Raw genomic sequence first — 15,487 nt, forward strand, 5'->3', positions numbered from 1 at the left:
CTCAACTTTCTAAAAAAGAGTCCCTTATTGATAAGGGAACTCTTTTGATTATCTAGTTCTTAATCCTGAAGAGGCAATATGTGAGTGCGAATAAGCTGTTTTTGGATTCCAATTTACACTGAATTCAGTACTAAATTTACCGTTTTGCCCAGATGCCATTATCGAACCATTATAAATAATAGAACCGCTTATATAATTATTAGTATTGTATGCTTTTCCAAATAGCCAATAACTTCCAATTGAATCCAAACACGAAGTTTCAGCAGTTCCGTATTGTAAACTGATTTTGCTATTGTGAGAAATATTTTTAGAATCCGCTAATATTGAAAATGGGAAAGCAAGTGCGATTATAGAAAGCATGATTATAGAAAGTCTCTGTAGTTTTTTCATTTTCTCCTCCTGTTATCCTTTCTTTAGTTTGTATTACATAATCAATAGACAAAAATTCACCATTAAGTTCTTATTTAAGTATCTTCTGCTTATTTTGATGATTAAATCAGTTGATTCTGATTCTATTATGTTTTCTATACTTTACCTATATCTGGCACGCTATAACGATAATAAACTCAGAAGATACGATATATTTTGAGACTGAAAAATATATCTACTGATTTTATATCAATCGTAATAATCTTTATAAAACCAAGCCTACTTCTTAACACTGGTAAGCAGTGGAATTTTAATACCAATTTTTTGGACCAATGACTACATTCTGAGATAAACTATTCCTCATATAAATCTTTCGTTTTATACAAGCAGTACAGTTTTATAGTCATAAATTAGTTGATACACAAATAAGCTACAATCATAAAAAATATTAATACATAAAATTTTATTGCTTTCTGCTCAATAATCTATATTCTTTTAAATTATTATGAGAATGCTAGATAACGTTATCTTTACATTAATTCTCACATAGATATGCTAATAATGTCAAGATAAAAAGCATTAAAATGAATCATTTTGGGAGTTTAACATTCCAATAGTAAAATAGCCAAACGTTGTTTAGATAAGGTTTTTTTACATTTTTGATTTTAGCTAATTGAGTACGAAGTGCAAAGCAACAAAACCATTCGTTATATTCAAAATGTTAATAATTTTTGTAACAATAGTTTTTCATCATTTAAAATATACTTGTAAATAAAATATTTGGAGATGATAATTTCCCGCCACTTTTACTTTGGGTTAGCAAACACCACTCCACCATATATAGATCTTAATTGATCTAACGTATAGGATTTTGTTTGCCAATCCTTTTTTGCATCTTGAAATGTATTTGTAATACCATCAAGATTTCCTTCTTGAACAGTTATGGTATTATCTTTTACTGCAATGACTATACCAACATGATTATGTCCAATAGCAGAGAACACTGCACCGGCTTTTGGCGAAGAAGATCGTTCGAATTTATCAGGATGTGCTGCCACCAATTCCTTCACACAACTACTTCCATCACCGCTAAAACCTGGATCATATCCATATAATTCATAAAATCGTCCCCAAGCAAACCATGTACATTGTCCATATAATCCAGCCTGTGCATAAGGATTCCTTGTCACCCAGGCTTCTAAATTATTAAAATTAGGATTTGTACCTCCTCTAAAAGTAATCCCTACATATCTCATAACGTGATCAACATAAGAAGGATCACCATAGCCGGATACATTTAACTCTTGCTTTTTATTATCAGAAAACTGTTGTGCATTATATTTGGAATATCCACCAAAATTACGAATTGCCCATTTAATATAGCCAGAGCCATAATTATATCCTTGCAAAGCCAAATATATACGTTCTGTATCGGATGAATTTTTTACTTTTGCTTTCTTTAAACAATCAGAAAAAGTGTGTGTTCCTACTTCAATAGAATATTCAGGATCCGTAATTCCATTAGGTACTCTAGGATATTTTGTATTATACCCTGACTCACTTGCCTGCATTGGATCATTGCCTTTCCCTCCTGACTCCTGCATCATAATTGCCTGTAATAATGTGACATAATCCTCAATATCATATTCTTTTGCATATTTTCGAATTGTATCTTCATACGCAATAACTTCATCACTTAGAGAAACAATTTCACTATTTGATCCCCCATCTTGTGCCAGCACACTAAATGTTCCAATAAACAAAGTAACAACAAGTAATAAAATCAATCCTGTTCCAAAAGAAAAAAGTGTATTCATCGCTGATACACTCTTCTTGACCACTTCTATTGATGTTTTTATTGCTCTATTTGTACTCTTAATAGCCGGTTGTGTTACTACTTTATCCGCTGTTTGTTTAATCTTAGAAGTATTTATTTTGTTTACAACATGATGCTTTGCCTTAGATACATAAGTAATTCTTTGATGGCTCACCGGTATTGATTCACTTAATGCCTTCTTATCTGTAGTTTTGAACTTATACTCTCTATGCTTATGTTTAATAAATTTTGTAGCACGCTGCTTTGATTCTATAAACGTCTGCTTAGCGACTTCACTAACGTTATTCGTAGCTTGTACATTCGGATTTGTTTTAACAGACTGTTCTACCTTTTTATCTTCTTCCTTATTTCTTGTATGAATCGTTTGCTGCTTAATAAAATGATTCACATTCCCTTTAACATTCTTTGTCTTTATGGATAGTACTTTCTGTTTTGTCTTTATATCTTTCATCTACATCAACCCCTTTAACATCTTTAATACTTGCTTACTTTAATTGTTCCAAAACTTTGTTGATGTATTCGAAAATATCTTGTTCTGAATTAGCTGATACCTCAACATTTTATACATAAACAAGACTCATTAAATCTAATTTTTTAATGAGTCTTTTGTATTTATTGGACAATTATTTTTTTATCTCCTGGCCTTGTAGTATTTAAATCATACAATAGTCCTCTTGGCATCTTATTTACAAATGGAACTATAGATCCACCATACTTAATCAATCCACATCCGGTAGGAGCATTTGTAATATAGCTCATCTGTTCTTCTGAAATATTCAATAATTTAGCTAAATCTTCTCTATCGTTTGCCGATTGATTCAACATGACAATAAATTCAGAATTGGATAACATACTAATTCCTTGCTGAGACGATAATAAATATTTAACATTCTGTGTAATCCCTGTAGGATATGCATCTCTTTTACGGAATTGTCTCCAGGCCGAGGCAAAGAATGTTGCACTTTCTTCATTTTCAAAAATAACATGAATCTCATCAATGAAGATATGAGTACGTTTCCCTTTTCTCCAGTTTTCATTCACACGATTGATAATGGCATCTGTAATTACCAATAGGCCTAATGTTTTTAATTGTTTTCCCAAATTAAAAATATTAAACGATAAAATTCTAGACTTGATATCTACATTCGTTTCATGAGCAAATATATTTAATGATCCATTTGTAAATAATTCTAGTTTAATAGCTAAAGATTTAGCCTCTGGTTCATTTTGCTCCAATAACTTTTTATAAAGATGTTTTAACGTTGGTACATAGCCATTGGTTTTTGCTTCCTGGTAAACTAGCGTTACACATCTATCGATAATAGATCTGTCAATTGGTGTAATACCGCCATGATTAGCATCTAAATTTTCAAATACAGACATCAAAAATTGAGATTTATCGGCAATTGAGTTTCCACTATCGCCATATCCCTCTACCATTTCCATCGCATTAATATAATCTGTACTGTTTGTACCAATACGAATAATCTGTCCACCTAAAGCATTGATTATGGAATCATATTCTCCTTCTGGATCTGCAATGATAATGTCATCATCTGTAGATAAGATCAAGAATTCAATTTCTTCTTTTGTTAAGAATGATTTCCCGGATCCTGGAATACCAAAAAAGAAAGAGTTAGGATTTTGAAGCAATGCCTTATTACAAAGAATAGGATTGTTTGTAATCGCATTTTGGCCAAACCAAACCCCACCCTTTTGCATAATCTCATGCGCTCTAAAAGGAATGAATACAGCCGCACTTTCGGTTAATAAAGTGCGCGTGATATTTAATTTGTTGACCCCTATTGGCAATACTGTTTGTAGACCATCTAATTGCCTTTTTGAAAAATACAATGTTTCCAATTCACAAACATATTTACGAGCTACAGCCTTCAATGTTTCTGTATCCTTATTTAATTCTTCAATAGAATCAGCTAAATGCACAACCGTAATGTTACAAAGCATCATTCTTTGATCTCTTACAATCAAATCATCCAGGAACTCCTTACATTCTTTACGTTGCAATTCCATATCATATGGAATGATTGCTGAAAAGTTATTATTACGATTCTGCTTCATTTGCCAATCCGTAATATTCTTTTCAACACCAAGGAATTTATTTTCTACTTCTCGGACTGCCTCATCTGTTGGCACTGTAATAATATCCATTGAATACATCAAGTTTTTATTTAAGTCACACAACTCTGATACAAATTCATCTTTCAAAAAACCAGGATAATTATTTAAATAAAGAACACGACCATATTTACCATCAAATTCAAAATACTTATTGTGGTATTTACACATTCTTGGAGTAATTAAATCTTTAAAAGAATGTCCTTTCCTAGCTAAATCGGATAGATCTAATTGGAATTCCTCCGTTTCTTTACGATAAAAGTCATGCAATATCTTCAACCGTTCTTCTGCATCCAATTCAATACAAGAACTTCCTAGTCTAGAAAATAAAGTTGAAAATTCTGCAGTTATACGAGAAAAAGTAAATCTGGCTTCTTCTATATTACTTTTAAAAACTGTAACAGTAATATATTTTTCCTGGATAATATCATCACCTTCAGCTAATTTGGACAATAACATATCGTTGTACTCAACTCTATACTTATCCAAACCATCTTCCTTTAATGGAATTAAAATATCTTCTTTAAATTTTTTAATATCCACTTTTCGATTGTTAATGGTAATTTTCGTCATTACAGATGGATCAAAAGAATTTAGTAGATCACTATATGTTAGAAATAAATTATTTTTATCTTCTCCTGATGCAATCTTATAATTAATATCCAAAAACCTATAACTCTTTGTGTATCTGTTTCCAGAACGAAAAATACCATCCTTATAGACTGAATCTACTGGGATGGTATCCTGCACTGTCCTAGGCACTCTTATTCTTTCTTTGTTCTGCTTTTTCAATCTTTCGTAACTTTTTATCATGTACAATTGACTCCTTTCTTGATTGTTTAATCATTGGCTCAAAAACCTCATCATACAAGTTAAATGGTTTATTGATTAAATCTCTAGACGATAATAACAACGAATTAAATACCGTCTTAACAATATCTTCTGTATACATACCCTGAAATCTTATAAATCCAAAAGCAGCAAATGGTGCTGCTCCAAGCATACATAACCAGCTAGTTATTTCAGTCCCTAGCGTATCATTCAACAAAAAGAAGATACCACAAGCTATCCCACAAGCAATAATAGAGAATATGCTCTGTCGAAGGGATAAGCCAAAAAATATACTCTCCGTATAATCCCGTATTTCCTTATTGATCTTAATTTCAAAATTAGACTTCATCATCAAAATCCTCATGAATAATGTCCAAAGGGATAGATGATGAGAACATAATATTCTCCATTGGAATCACCATCTTCCCATTTTCTCTTGAAATCACAACTCGATCCTGTTCATGTTGTAACTTATACATAACCCTATCTTTCATAGGTAAAGTTGAAGGTTCAACTATTTCAATTGAATCTCCTGTTTTTAGTACAATTGTATTTAATATATATTCTTTCATGTTATTTTCCTTTCCTCCAAAATGGCATAATAAAAGCAGAGATTAACTCTGCTCGATATAGGGTAATTTAAATGATGTTTCATGTTTTGTGATTTGATCAAAGAAATTTTTTGGTTTGTAGTCAATTAGAATTAAAATACATGTATTAACTATCCAAATAAAATTGTTTTTCAAGTTTTCATATTGAATATCAAATATTTTTGCATAATTTAAATGATCATAATCATCCATTGTCGGTGCTCGATTCTCTTTATTTTGAATGAATAATAGTTTAGTTAAATGATGGAATGCTAAACTTACGAATGTTGTGTAATCGTATGTTGAAATGTCGTTATTAAAGCTTTCATTTGATACTATTTCTTTATAGTGTTTAAAATCTTGTTTATACAATCTAGTCTGCAAAAAAACATTATCAGGTAGGGCTTTTAAATGTCTATAAGACTGCATCATCGGATAGTTAATGAATAACTTTCCCCTTTCATCAGATTGATTGAAGTACCGAATCATTTTTTGAATCGTATCAAAATGCAAATCTGGATGCTGAGGCTCGAAGTCGAATATTAGAAATACATCTGTATATTTTAAGTCAAAGATTTTTTTATATTTTGTTTCGTAAGACCTTAAAAATAGCAATATATCTAATTCATCTTCTTCAAAATCAAAATAATCATTTTCTAACCTGCTTGCAAGCATATGCAAATTTGCTTCATAGGAATATATTTTAAAGTTTGATGCTGGATAACATTTTGATAAAAGTTGCTCAATAAATCGTGGCTCATCATTCTTACCTTCGACTATAAATAATATATTTTTAGTCTTCATCAAACTCACCATTCATATACAATTTACCAAGATTATGACCTTCTCTTAACTCACGATCCGTCGCTTTGCATAACGGTGTTAATTTTCCGCTTGTTGAAAGTATGAACAATGTATCAGGACGCATAATTTTATTACTCATTAAATTTGTGTTGTGCGTAGTAAAGATAACCAAAGAATCTTTATATTTTTCTTTAATATATTGGATGATTTTTTCAGATAATTCAAAATGAAAAAAGGCATCAAATTCATCAAAATAAAGAATAGAACTTTCTTTATGTGGCATTAAAAACCGAATATAAAAATTAAACAATGACAATGTTCCACTAGATGCATTCTCTAAGAAGGCTACTTTTCTATTTTTAAATACAAAATAAAGCTCTTTACTACCATCTGGCAGTTTTTCCATAGACAATTTACATTCAATACCCATATAATTCAAAAAATCTTCTAAATCATTCACATTACGATCAAGTTCGTCTAATTCATTTCTTGATAATTGAATCAATGCAGTTGTAGGAGTAAATATTTGTGTTATTTTTACTGCATACTCATACATCTTGTTAAAAACCGAACTCTTTTCTACAGCACCATTATTTACTAACCAGCGTACAAATGGTAATGATGGATTAGTATTTTTTTGATAAATTGAGAAAATATCTGAATTATGAAAATAGTCTTCGCTTTTTTCTATAAATCTATTCTTATTAAAATCATAAGAATAGATGATTTTTCCATTTATATTTAATACTTCATTGGTTAAATTGAATAAATCTGTTTTTTGATATTCATATACCACTTTGTCTTTCTTATTATTGAATAGGAAGGTATAAGTAAAAGTCGTAATCTCGTTATTAGAGTTCGCATTTGAAATAAAAGAATGGTTTGATTTCATATCATTAGACATCGTTAATGTTTCTTTTAAATCACAAAGAGCTTTACTTAAATTTGTTTTACCACTTCCATTTTTACCATAAATAATCATTTTTCCAATCAAATCATTAGTAATACAATCTTGAGAAAACTTATATCCATTCACATCTGAAAAATCAATATCTAAGTCATCTTTAAAATTCTTAAAATTATTAACTCTGAAATGTTTAAGCATTGGTATCACCTCAGCTTCATTATAACCGTAATTTTTTTACGGTCAATAGATACTGTAATTTTTTTACAGATCAGATTCATTATCAATTTTTAGTATTTGGTATCTTCTTCTGAATAGATTTCTTCACAATTTCATTTATATCTTAATTATTGAGAAGTAAAAAATCACAAACCCATCATTTCTTTGACTATACGATCACTCATTTTAATAGAACCAACTAAAACCAGCATATTAAATATCAGTTCACCGACATAGCTCCATACCATAGATACGCTAGATGCTGTAGTATCAACTACTGGTGCACTAGACGCAAAAGCTGAAAAAATAATACAAGCAAGAACAATAATAGCTCCTTCTAAACATACTCCTGCATAACTTTTAATAAACGTAAATGCTGTGTTTTGTGTACTTTCTCCAGCTGCTGCTGCAAGGGGTATTGGAGAGATAGCTGTGTACATATACAATTTAAAGAATCTTCCATATACAGTTAGAATCATCACAAACGATAGTATTGTAATGAATATAGATCCCAATAGTGTAACTGCCCACAAAGGAATAGATTCCAAAAATCCTGTATTACTTACTGCATCAATGATTTCTTGTGGCAATACAGTTTCACTTGATACACCTAATCCTGCAGTTTCAGTGATTGCTTGAATAATGCCTTGTACTATCTCAAATATCTTTGTCATTAATTCCATTCCATACATCACCATTCCCCTGGCAATAATAAATCTTAAAAACAATTTAAAGGCCTGTTCCGGCCTTTTTACATCCTGCCAACTTGTGCAGGTTCTAATCAATCCCCAAACAAAGAATAGCACAAGAAGTGCTAATCCAATTGCTTGAAGAGCTCCATGTATTTTAACTATGATTTGCCAAATATCACCACCCTTAAATGTTTCAGGTGATTCTGTTAACAATAGCCATATTTCAGCTAATTTAGAATTCCACGTATTGATGGCACTAGTTAGGTTATCTATGATTCCACTCACTAGAAATCACCACCCTATCCAACAATAATATTCAAAATCTCTTTAGCAAAAGTAATAACAATTCCTCCGGCTACCGTCATAAAGCCATTCGCTCTTTGACTCGGATCATGACTTTTCAAAGAAAGTCCTACCTGTACAATTCCAAAGCCTAACAAAATCATTCCAATCGCTCGGATAAGTCCAAACATAAATTCACTGAAGTTGTTTACAACAGTAACCGGATCATTTGCTGCATAAACCGGTGTTGCAAAGTTTCCTACAATCACCAATGCAATATATGCAAAGAATAATACTTTTCTAATCGTTTTTAGTGTCTTCATCTTCTTCAATCTCCTTTAAATAGTTTTCTGTTTCTTCTACATCCAATAATTCATACTCATTATTACTAAGAAGAATATTTTGCCAATCCTCAATAAAATGATTCACTTGTCCATGAATGTACGGTTCACGACCTCCATCCATTGTTTGTTTAATACGAGGATGTTTTAACAAATTAAATTTTCTATCTCGAACAGGCCTTTCACCTTTCAAAAATAGAACAGCATAATTATTGTCCAGTAAACGAACTTCATCAGAAGTTAACAATTCCCTTCCAGTTCTCTGAGAATTTGTTGTGAAACTTCCACTTCTACCTTCTGATTTACCATACGTATTTGTATCAATCGTTGCCTTTCCAAGCTCCTTACTTATATATTCATGGGTACTTTGTTCATTTCCGCCTAAATACAATTTAGAATCACAGTTCCCCATAATTGACTCCCAAGTATCCTTATATAACGCTTTGATCTGTGCCAGGTTCTGTAAAATAATGGATACAAAAATAAGTCGTGATCGCATTGTCGAAAGCAACTTATCAAACTCGTCTGGTAAAGCAACATTGGCAAATTCATCCATAATAAAATGTACTGGCACTGGAAGCTGGCCGCCATGAACAAAATCTGCTTGATAATATAACATTTGAAATAACTGAGTATACAACATACCGATGACAAAATTAAATGTTGAATCATTATCAGGAATAATCGCAAATAAGGCTGTTTTTCTTTCGCCTATCTGCTCTAACTTCATCTCATCATATCTAGTAAGTGATGCAAGTTCTTCCAAGTTAAAAGCAGCAAGTCTTACACCTACTGAAATCAAAATAGATTTAGCGGTCTTACCTGCTGCCTGTTTATATATTTTATATTGTTTAAGTGCTAAAGAATTACTATCTATCGTTTCTAGACGCTTAAATAACTCATCCAACGGACTCTCATAATCATCTTCGTCTTCTTTTACTTCAGCATAATTCAGCATCTCCATTACCATCGTAAAGTTTTGCTCATCCTCCGGCGCATAATGATATAAATATAGCATCAATGCTTCAAGTAATGCTGTTTCACTTTTCTCCCAAAATGGATCATTTGTAGAAGATCCTTTTGGAGTTGTATTACGAATTAGATTCGTGATCAATTTCAATACATCCTTGTCACTTTGAATATAATGAAATGGATTATATCCCAATGATTTAGACATATCAATTAAATCAATGACTTTGATTTCATACCCCTCATCTTCAAGCATATAACCTACGCTCTTGATAATTTCTCCTTTTGGATCTAATACTACATAACTCGTATTACACTGCATAATGTTAGGTTTAGCATAATATCGAGTTTTACCGGCACCAGAACCACCAATCACAACCGTATGAAGATTGACGTTTTTAATTTTTCCATGAATATCCATTCGTGTTTTTTGCGTAAACAACTTATTTTCGAAGAAATCCTTATTCGAATGTTTCTTCACTAAAGAACGTATATATCCCCATCTAGCTGATCCATACTCTTCTTTTTGTCTGTAATTCTTTTCATTGGATAAGTAAATACCAATTCCTAAAACATAGATAACCAGGAATATTCCAATCGTTTTTAAAGAATTATCACACCATTGAAATTGAAAGGGATAATTCAACGCTTCGCTTAGATAAGGTAGTGCATGAATGAGTCCTTGATCCATATATGGTGCAATCAAAACTGCAAACCATATTGTAGGAATGATTAATAAGCCTAGAAATAAATATTCGTCGTTCTTAGCATCTCTCATAGTGATCTTTTATTGATGGATGGTCTGCATCACAAACCTTTACAATAAGAGAATCTAAAAAATCATAGTTCTTATGAGCTAATCGCTGTTTATCTCTTAAATCAGCTAATGCCCTAACAATAATTCTTCTCTCTGTATCATCTACCTGAATTTCAATTATTTCGTCATCATTTTTCTTAAACCATTTTCTCATAATCGTTATCTCACTTTCTTTTTTGATTTTTTCTTAACTGGATACTTAGGTGCAGAAGATTTTAGATTTTGCTGCTGTTTAATGTCCTTCAATTCCTTGCGAACAGAAGGCCTATCCGTAGTAGCTGTTGACCTTTTTCTTTCGACGGTTTTCTTCTTGTTTTCTTTCTTCGATGTTTTTGAAGATGGCTCGAACGGAGTACCGTCCTTGCTTGTCCGAGCTTTGTTGGGGTTTTCCTTATCATCCATTAGCTTTGACAATAAGGCATCATGCTCTTCATCACTAAGTGGTTTAGCATCATCTATACTCTGTTGTGATAATACAGATTCACGAATTGCTTTTGTGTCGATAGTAGCTAAATCAAACTTGTCTACCATCCTTGAGATTTTAGAAGCATCTTCTGCTTTTACCATAATATCCACAATTCCATCTGTATTATTCTTTTCTTTCAATACAGAATATAAAACTCCGTAATGTTTTGCTTCTTCACAAAACTTTTTTAAATCCGAATGATGAATAGCAAAGACCTTTAACTCTTTATCCGACTTTAATAAGTTATTTAAATTGGTTTTCCCTTTCACTTTTTTATTGTCTTTTAAAATAGCGTATAAAGTGACAGCTAAAGATCTTGCTGCCATGCCGCCCGCTTTTAAACCAACTTCAGCAGCAACCTGTATACCTTCTAAAGTCATCTTCATCATTTGATCTGCAGTATCTGCACTGTTCATAAATTCAAGCTCCTTTCATATTCTTTTTGTGTTTGAATACGCTCATCTTCTAATGCATTCACCATTTTTAATTTATCTTGAATATCGGGAACTCTCTTTTCTATATCTTCGCATATTTTGATTTCCTTTTTCCCATGTGCAATTTTAGAAGTTAACGTATCACGATCCATTTCTAATTGTTTTTTCAAATTTGGATCACGCGTTCTTTTAATTTTATTGTAGATGGATCTTCTTTGGTTCATCCAAGATTCTATTTCTTTATTTAGAGATACTTTAAAAGCAAGCACATCTTCGATTGTTTCTAGATTATGCTTGCCTACAAAAGTATTTTCCTTTGTGATTTTATCCATGTATATCAAATCCTTTCTTAACTGTGGACTTGGATATTTCTGTCGTTTTCCTTTAGGTCGAATAATTCCTAATTCAAAACAATATCTAATATATAAAGCCTTGATTCCTTTTAATTTTGTATGATCACCACGATATTCTTTACATGGCACAATATCCTTAACTGGCTGCATTGGAAATAAATAATTGTTGTTGATTCGTTCCATGATATGATCTTCGTCATATCGACCATCACGAGCAAGTTTATAAAATCGAAACTTTCTTTGCGACTGTGGATGTTTTAAAGTCCAGTGCTTGCCAGTTAAATCAACAACATATCCAATATCTTCAAGTCCTGATTTCATTTGATCTAAAGTTCTGGCATACGCTAATACAGAATCCACATCATAACGAATAATTTTTCTAAAATAGATGCCATCCTTTTTTTCTGCATTCCACTCTCCATAATTCATGGCTTTTCCTTCTGGTTTTTCAATAACATTCAAACCATGCTGTTTACATATTGCATCATTCAATTCTCGAAAATGATCAATATCTTTTTTCCGGTTATCATACTTCATGCCATCTACCCAGGAAACTGAATTCACAACAAAATGGTTGTGCAAATGGTCTTTATCTAAATGTGTAGATACAACGACTTCAAATCGATTTCCCCACATTTGTTTCGCTAATTGCACACCTAATGAATGACATTCTTCTGGCGTTACTTCACCTGGCTTAAAAGACTGTACTGCATGGTAGGCTAGTCTTCCATCCATCTTGTTATAGGATAACTTTGTATTCATCATTTGCTTTAGTGATGTACTAGGTTCGCAATTAATTCCAGTAATATATTCTTTCTCATTTGTTTTATATCCCTGGGTTGTATATGCCAACACTTCTTTTAATCCATCGCTTAATTCTTCTTTTGTCTTATCCGAATTTTCAATGTAGTTTAAAACTCTTCTCAAATCATCCTTTACTGCCCATATTTTTGTGATTGCCATAATTCCTCCATATTGATAGGTTGCCGAATCAAAAGCATAATTTCGTTAATTTGTTTTTGAAGCGCCTCATAATTTTCCATATAAACTGAATCATCCATTTTATTTTGTTTATAAACTGCTCCAGCTATTCCGTTTATACTCTCTGCAATTTGTCTTAGCACTTGAATCACTTCTACTAGTTCTACACTAGGTGCCGGCCTAGGAATCAAGCCATTTATACACATACGCAAATAGGATTCTCTTGATTGTCCTGAATATTTCACTAATTCATTAAGATGATTCCATTCACTATCTGTTAGGCGAATGACAAATTGTTTATTTCTTTTTCGCATCTTTATAAAAAGCACCTTGAATAAACAGAATGTAGAAAACTCCAATAATCAAACCACTAAGGAAACTTAATAAACTTATCGTTATTGCACTCATAATTTAAATTTACCTCCTCAAAAAAGAGCTACCAACTCTTTTGATAGCTCAGGGTCTTAGGGATGTTCCCTAAATACTTGTCTTTGGATATCCAAAGACGTTGCTTGCTACAACTGTAGACACTAATTGTCTGCAGCCTTTTTCTTATCAGGTATAAGATCTGCTAGATCCTGATTCATTTTTTCTAACATTTCTTTTTTCTGATTTAGTAATTTTAAATTTGAAGATAAGGTATTATTTTCTTCTATTAGAAATTTTATCTTTTCCTCATTTTTAATTTTTCTTTTTTCAATAAACGAAATTCGCTTAACGATATCTTCGTATTTAATCATTTTCAATTCTCCAAATCTTAATGAAGTAATTGTGAATATCTCTGCTTATTGATTCTCTTTTCATAATCATCTGATTTCTCTAAAACATGATTATCCTTATCATAATGATATAAAATATCAGATAGCTTTTTATCTTGATCCATAAAACTAGGACCATTCATAAGTAAAAGCATTTCTTTCAATCGATCCGTATTCAATGTTGGAGAATCACATAAAGCTAAACATTCATCTGTTGAAGAAGGAACAATATAAAGGTCATGTCCTAATTTTTCAGCCAGATTATTTAAAACTCCGGAATAAAAAATTGTTGCTGCTCCATCCGTTCTATGTTCATTTGTCAAAACTACAAAATGCCTGTCTTCATTTTGCCATGCTTCTTGTTCTGGAACTCCCATCAGCAATGTTTCTAGTGGAATAATTTCTGGTTTCATCATATTTGGTGATGAAATCAATGCATCATTGTGCAATTGCGATACATCAATACCATAATGATCAAGCATTTCATTTGTAACTCTAGCTGAGCAAAATTGATCATCAGTTGTTTTAATCATCACTCTATATACAATCGCTAAATCTCCAATAACTGTATGTGGCTCCATAGATAATTCTTCTTTATTAGTTTCTGCATTAATTACATTCATGAATAAAAAATCTTTTACTGAATCATAATCAAGTAATGCATTCACATCTTCTAAAACTTTATCATTGTGAATCATATTATTCGTCCTCTCCTTCTTCTAATTTTTCAAAATAAAAAGCCAATCTTTCAAGATTGACTGTATTAAAATCACACGTTTCTAAATCATTCATTATCAATATCCTCAACTTCTTGATACAAGCCAAAAAGCGGATCCTGTGTATCAACTTCGTCCACATCTTCTTCATAACTGTCAATTGCGTAAACAATATATTCTACAATATCACTAAACATATTTTGTTGTACTTGTTCTAAAGCTTTAATTCCTTCTTCATAAGAAATTGCATCCAAAATATTTGTAGAAGATTCTCTACGATACATATATTCTGTAATTGCGTCTTCTACAGTTTCAAACATTAACAATTGTGCCTGGACAATTTGTTTGTCTTCAGCTTTTAAATTTGAATAATTATAAATTCTAGTGTTGTAAGTCATTCTTTTTTCCTCCTTTTGACTTAGGTTTTTCCATTTCCATCTCATCTAATTCAACAGAATAAACACGATCATTTTGTTGCTCTTTAAATATCTGAGCCATCAATTCACTATCATTCTTTGTTGCTTCGTATGAATCCAAATATGCATTATCAACTAAATGGAATTTTTTCTTTTGTGTTTTCTCACTTTCCACTAATTCTGTGGCCGTTATCTTTAATGCTGCTTCTTCATTTAGTTCCAAGCTATCTGGAGTCTTATTCAAATCCATCAACAACAGTGTTTCATTAAACAAGATGGGTTCTTCCTCTTTTAATGTTTTCATTTGTTTAAACATAATATTTAAAAATTGCTTTTTTACCTGATCATTGACTAGTACCTCAACCGGCTGATCTAAAATATCTTTATAATGCTTTGATGGCACTACGGTTGGTTGTTTTGTGTCTGGATTGATATATGCATAAGTCATACGACTAATATTTTCACAGACCTCTTTGATCTTCATTTTTTGAAATAAATCAAATTGTTTATTCAAATTAATCCACCTCTTTCTAAATTTGTGTAATAAAAAAGAGAAAGCGTAAACTTTCTCA

18 protein-coding genes are annotated in these 15,487 nt (G+C 31.5%); all 18 read right to left on the reverse strand.

Going from position 1 to position 15,487, the window contains the following annotated elements:
• Positions 1-48: 48 nt before the first annotated feature.
• Complete coding sequence (locus Q0E86_RS00945) at positions 49-390, reverse strand: hypothetical protein (protein ID WP_295750474.1); 342 nt, start codon at positions 388-390, stop codon at positions 49-51.
• A 785-nt stretch (positions 391-1,175) separates the two neighbouring features.
• Positions 1,176-2,657, reverse strand: coding sequence for a lysozyme family protein (locus Q0E86_RS00950; RefSeq protein WP_295750471.1), 1,482 nt, complete (start codon positions 2,655-2,657; stop codon positions 1,176-1,178).
• Positions 2,658-2,818: 161 nt separating this feature from the next.
• The gene (locus Q0E86_RS00955) at positions 2,819-5,155 is read right to left on the reverse strand and encodes a VirB4-like conjugal transfer ATPase, CD1110 family (RefSeq protein ID WP_295750468.1); all 2,337 of its coding nucleotides are present in this window, start codon (positions 5,153-5,155) and stop codon (positions 2,819-2,821) included.
• Positions 5,097-5,525 (reverse strand): PrgI family protein, encoded by a 429-nt coding sequence (locus Q0E86_RS00960; protein ID WP_117992572.1) that lies wholly within the window; start codon positions 5,523-5,525, stop codon positions 5,097-5,099. The genes Q0E86_RS00955 and Q0E86_RS00960 overlap by 59 nt, the downstream gene beginning before the upstream one ends.
• Positions 5,512-5,745 (reverse strand): hypothetical protein, encoded by a 234-nt coding sequence (locus Q0E86_RS00965; protein ID WP_117992571.1) that lies wholly within the window; start codon positions 5,743-5,745, stop codon positions 5,512-5,514. Before Q0E86_RS00965 ends, Q0E86_RS00960 begins: the two co-directional genes overlap by 14 nt.
• Positions 5,746-5,787: 42 nt before the next feature.
• Complete coding sequence (locus Q0E86_RS00970) at positions 5,788-6,567, reverse strand: hypothetical protein (RefSeq protein WP_295644688.1); 780 nt, start codon at positions 6,565-6,567, stop codon at positions 5,788-5,790.
• On the reverse strand, positions 6,557-7,672 hold the full coding sequence (locus tag Q0E86_RS00975) for an ATP/GTP-binding protein (RefSeq protein WP_117924920.1): 1,116 nt from the start codon (positions 7,670-7,672) through the stop codon (positions 6,557-6,559). The genes Q0E86_RS00970 and Q0E86_RS00975 overlap by 11 nt, the downstream gene beginning before the upstream one ends.
• Before the next feature lie 164 nt (positions 7,673-7,836).
• Positions 7,837-8,667: a hypothetical protein gene (locus tag Q0E86_RS00980; RefSeq protein ID WP_117924922.1), complete on the reverse strand. Its 831-nt coding sequence runs from the start codon at positions 8,665-8,667 to the stop codon at positions 7,837-7,839.
• Between the two features lie 14 nt (positions 8,668-8,681).
• Positions 8,682-8,987 (reverse strand): glutamyl-tRNA amidotransferase, encoded by a 306-nt coding sequence (locus tag Q0E86_RS00985; RefSeq protein ID WP_295754097.1) that lies wholly within the window; start codon positions 8,985-8,987, stop codon positions 8,682-8,684.
• On the reverse strand, positions 8,965-10,752 hold the full coding sequence (locus Q0E86_RS00990; RefSeq protein WP_295754098.1) for a VirD4-like conjugal transfer protein, CD1115 family: 1,788 nt from the start codon (positions 10,750-10,752) through the stop codon (positions 8,965-8,967). Before Q0E86_RS00990 ends, Q0E86_RS00985 begins: the two co-directional genes overlap by 23 nt.
• A complete protein-coding gene (locus tag Q0E86_RS00995; protein WP_117924928.1) occupies positions 10,739-10,945 on the reverse strand; it encodes a hypothetical protein in 207 nt (68 codons plus the stop codon). Before Q0E86_RS00995 ends, Q0E86_RS00990 begins: the two co-directional genes overlap by 14 nt.
• A gap of 5 nt (positions 10,946-10,950) precedes the next feature.
• Complete coding sequence (locus tag Q0E86_RS01000) at positions 10,951-11,673, reverse strand: PcfB family protein (protein ID WP_117992567.1); 723 nt, start codon at positions 11,671-11,673, stop codon at positions 10,951-10,953.
• Complete coding sequence (locus Q0E86_RS01005; protein WP_295750454.1) at positions 11,670-13,007, reverse strand: relaxase/mobilization nuclease domain-containing protein; 1,338 nt, start codon at positions 13,005-13,007, stop codon at positions 11,670-11,672. Before Q0E86_RS01005 ends, Q0E86_RS01000 begins: the two co-directional genes overlap by 4 nt.
• Positions 12,980-13,339: a plasmid mobilization protein gene (locus Q0E86_RS01010; RefSeq protein ID WP_295750451.1), complete on the reverse strand. Its 360-nt coding sequence runs from the start codon at positions 13,337-13,339 to the stop codon at positions 12,980-12,982. The genes Q0E86_RS01005 and Q0E86_RS01010 overlap by 28 nt, the downstream gene beginning before the upstream one ends.
• 216 nt (positions 13,340-13,555) lie before the next feature.
• Positions 13,556-13,765 (reverse strand): hypothetical protein, encoded by a 210-nt coding sequence (locus Q0E86_RS01015; protein WP_117924936.1) that lies wholly within the window; start codon positions 13,763-13,765, stop codon positions 13,556-13,558.
• 17 nt (positions 13,766-13,782) lie between these two features.
• A complete protein-coding gene (locus Q0E86_RS01020; protein WP_295750448.1) occupies positions 13,783-14,481 on the reverse strand; it encodes a DUF5688 family protein in 699 nt (232 codons plus the stop codon).
• 86 nt (positions 14,482-14,567) lie between these two features.
• Positions 14,568-14,897 carry a hypothetical protein gene (locus tag Q0E86_RS01025; RefSeq protein WP_295750446.1) on the reverse strand — a complete coding sequence of 110 codons (330 nt, stop codon included), beginning with the start codon at positions 14,895-14,897 and terminating at the stop codon, positions 14,568-14,570.
• Positions 14,881-15,429, reverse strand: a complete 549-nt coding sequence (locus Q0E86_RS01030; protein WP_186999249.1) for a hypothetical protein — start codon at positions 15,427-15,429, stop codon at positions 14,881-14,883. The genes Q0E86_RS01025 and Q0E86_RS01030 overlap by 17 nt, the downstream gene beginning before the upstream one ends.
• Between the last annotated feature and the right edge of the window lie 58 nt (positions 15,430-15,487).

The sequence above is a fragment of the uncultured Holdemanella sp. genome (genome assembly GCF_934754935.1).
GTDB lineage: Bacteria > Bacillota_I > Bacilli_A > Erysipelotrichales > Erysipelotrichaceae > Holdemanella.

Excerpts from the sequence above, each read along its gene's own strand:
- Q0E86_RS00960 (WP_117992572.1), bottom strand. The coding sequence starts at position 5,525 with ATGATGAAGTCTAATTTTGAAATTAAGATCAATAAGGAAATACGGGAT.
- Q0E86_RS01020 (WP_295750448.1), bottom strand. The coding sequence starts at position 14,481 with ATGATTCACAATGATAAAGTTTTAGAAGATGTGAATGCATTACTTGAT.
- Q0E86_RS01005 (WP_295750454.1), bottom strand. The coding sequence starts at position 13,007 with ATGGCAATCACAAAAATATGGGCAGTAAAGGATGATTTGAGAAGAGTT.
- Q0E86_RS00995 (WP_117924928.1), bottom strand. The coding sequence starts at position 10,945 with ATGAGAAAATGGTTTAAGAAAAATGATGACGAAATAATTGAAATTCAG.
- Q0E86_RS00945 (WP_295750474.1), bottom strand. The coding sequence starts at position 390 with ATGAAAAAACTACAGAGACTTTCTATAATCATGCTTTCTATAATCGCA.
- Q0E86_RS00985 (WP_295754097.1), bottom strand. The coding sequence starts at position 8,987 with ATGAAGACACTAAAAACGATTAGAAAAGTATTATTCTTTGCATATATT.
- Q0E86_RS00965 (WP_117992571.1), bottom strand. The coding sequence starts at position 5,745 with ATGAAAGAATATATATTAAATACAATTGTACTAAAAACAGGAGATTCA.
- Q0E86_RS01010 (WP_295750451.1), bottom strand. The coding sequence starts at position 13,339 with ATGCGAAAAAGAAATAAACAATTTGTCATTCGCCTAACAGATAGTGAA.
- Q0E86_RS01015 (WP_117924936.1), bottom strand. The coding sequence starts at position 13,765 with ATGATTAAATACGAAGATATCGTTAAGCGAATTTCGTTTATTGAAAAA.
- Q0E86_RS01025 (WP_295750446.1), bottom strand. The coding sequence starts at position 14,897 with ATGACTTACAACACTAGAATTTATAATTATTCAAATTTAAAAGCTGAA.
- Q0E86_RS00950 (WP_295750471.1), bottom strand. The coding sequence starts at position 2,657 with ATGAAAGATATAAAGACAAAACAGAAAGTACTATCCATAAAGACAAAG.
- Q0E86_RS00955 (WP_295750468.1), bottom strand. The coding sequence starts at position 5,155 with ATGATAAAAAGTTACGAAAGATTGAAAAAGCAGAACAAAGAAAGAATA.
- Q0E86_RS00970 (WP_295644688.1), bottom strand. The coding sequence starts at position 6,567 with ATGAAGACTAAAAATATATTATTTATAGTCGAAGGTAAGAATGATGAG.
- Q0E86_RS00975 (WP_117924920.1), bottom strand. The coding sequence starts at position 7,672 with ATGCTTAAACATTTCAGAGTTAATAATTTTAAGAATTTTAAAGATGAC.
- Q0E86_RS01000 (WP_117992567.1), bottom strand. The coding sequence starts at position 11,673 with ATGAACAGTGCAGATACTGCAGATCAAATGATGAAGATGACTTTAGAA.
- Q0E86_RS00990 (WP_295754098.1), bottom strand. The coding sequence starts at position 10,752 with ATGAGAGATGCTAAGAACGACGAATATTTATTTCTAGGCTTATTAATC.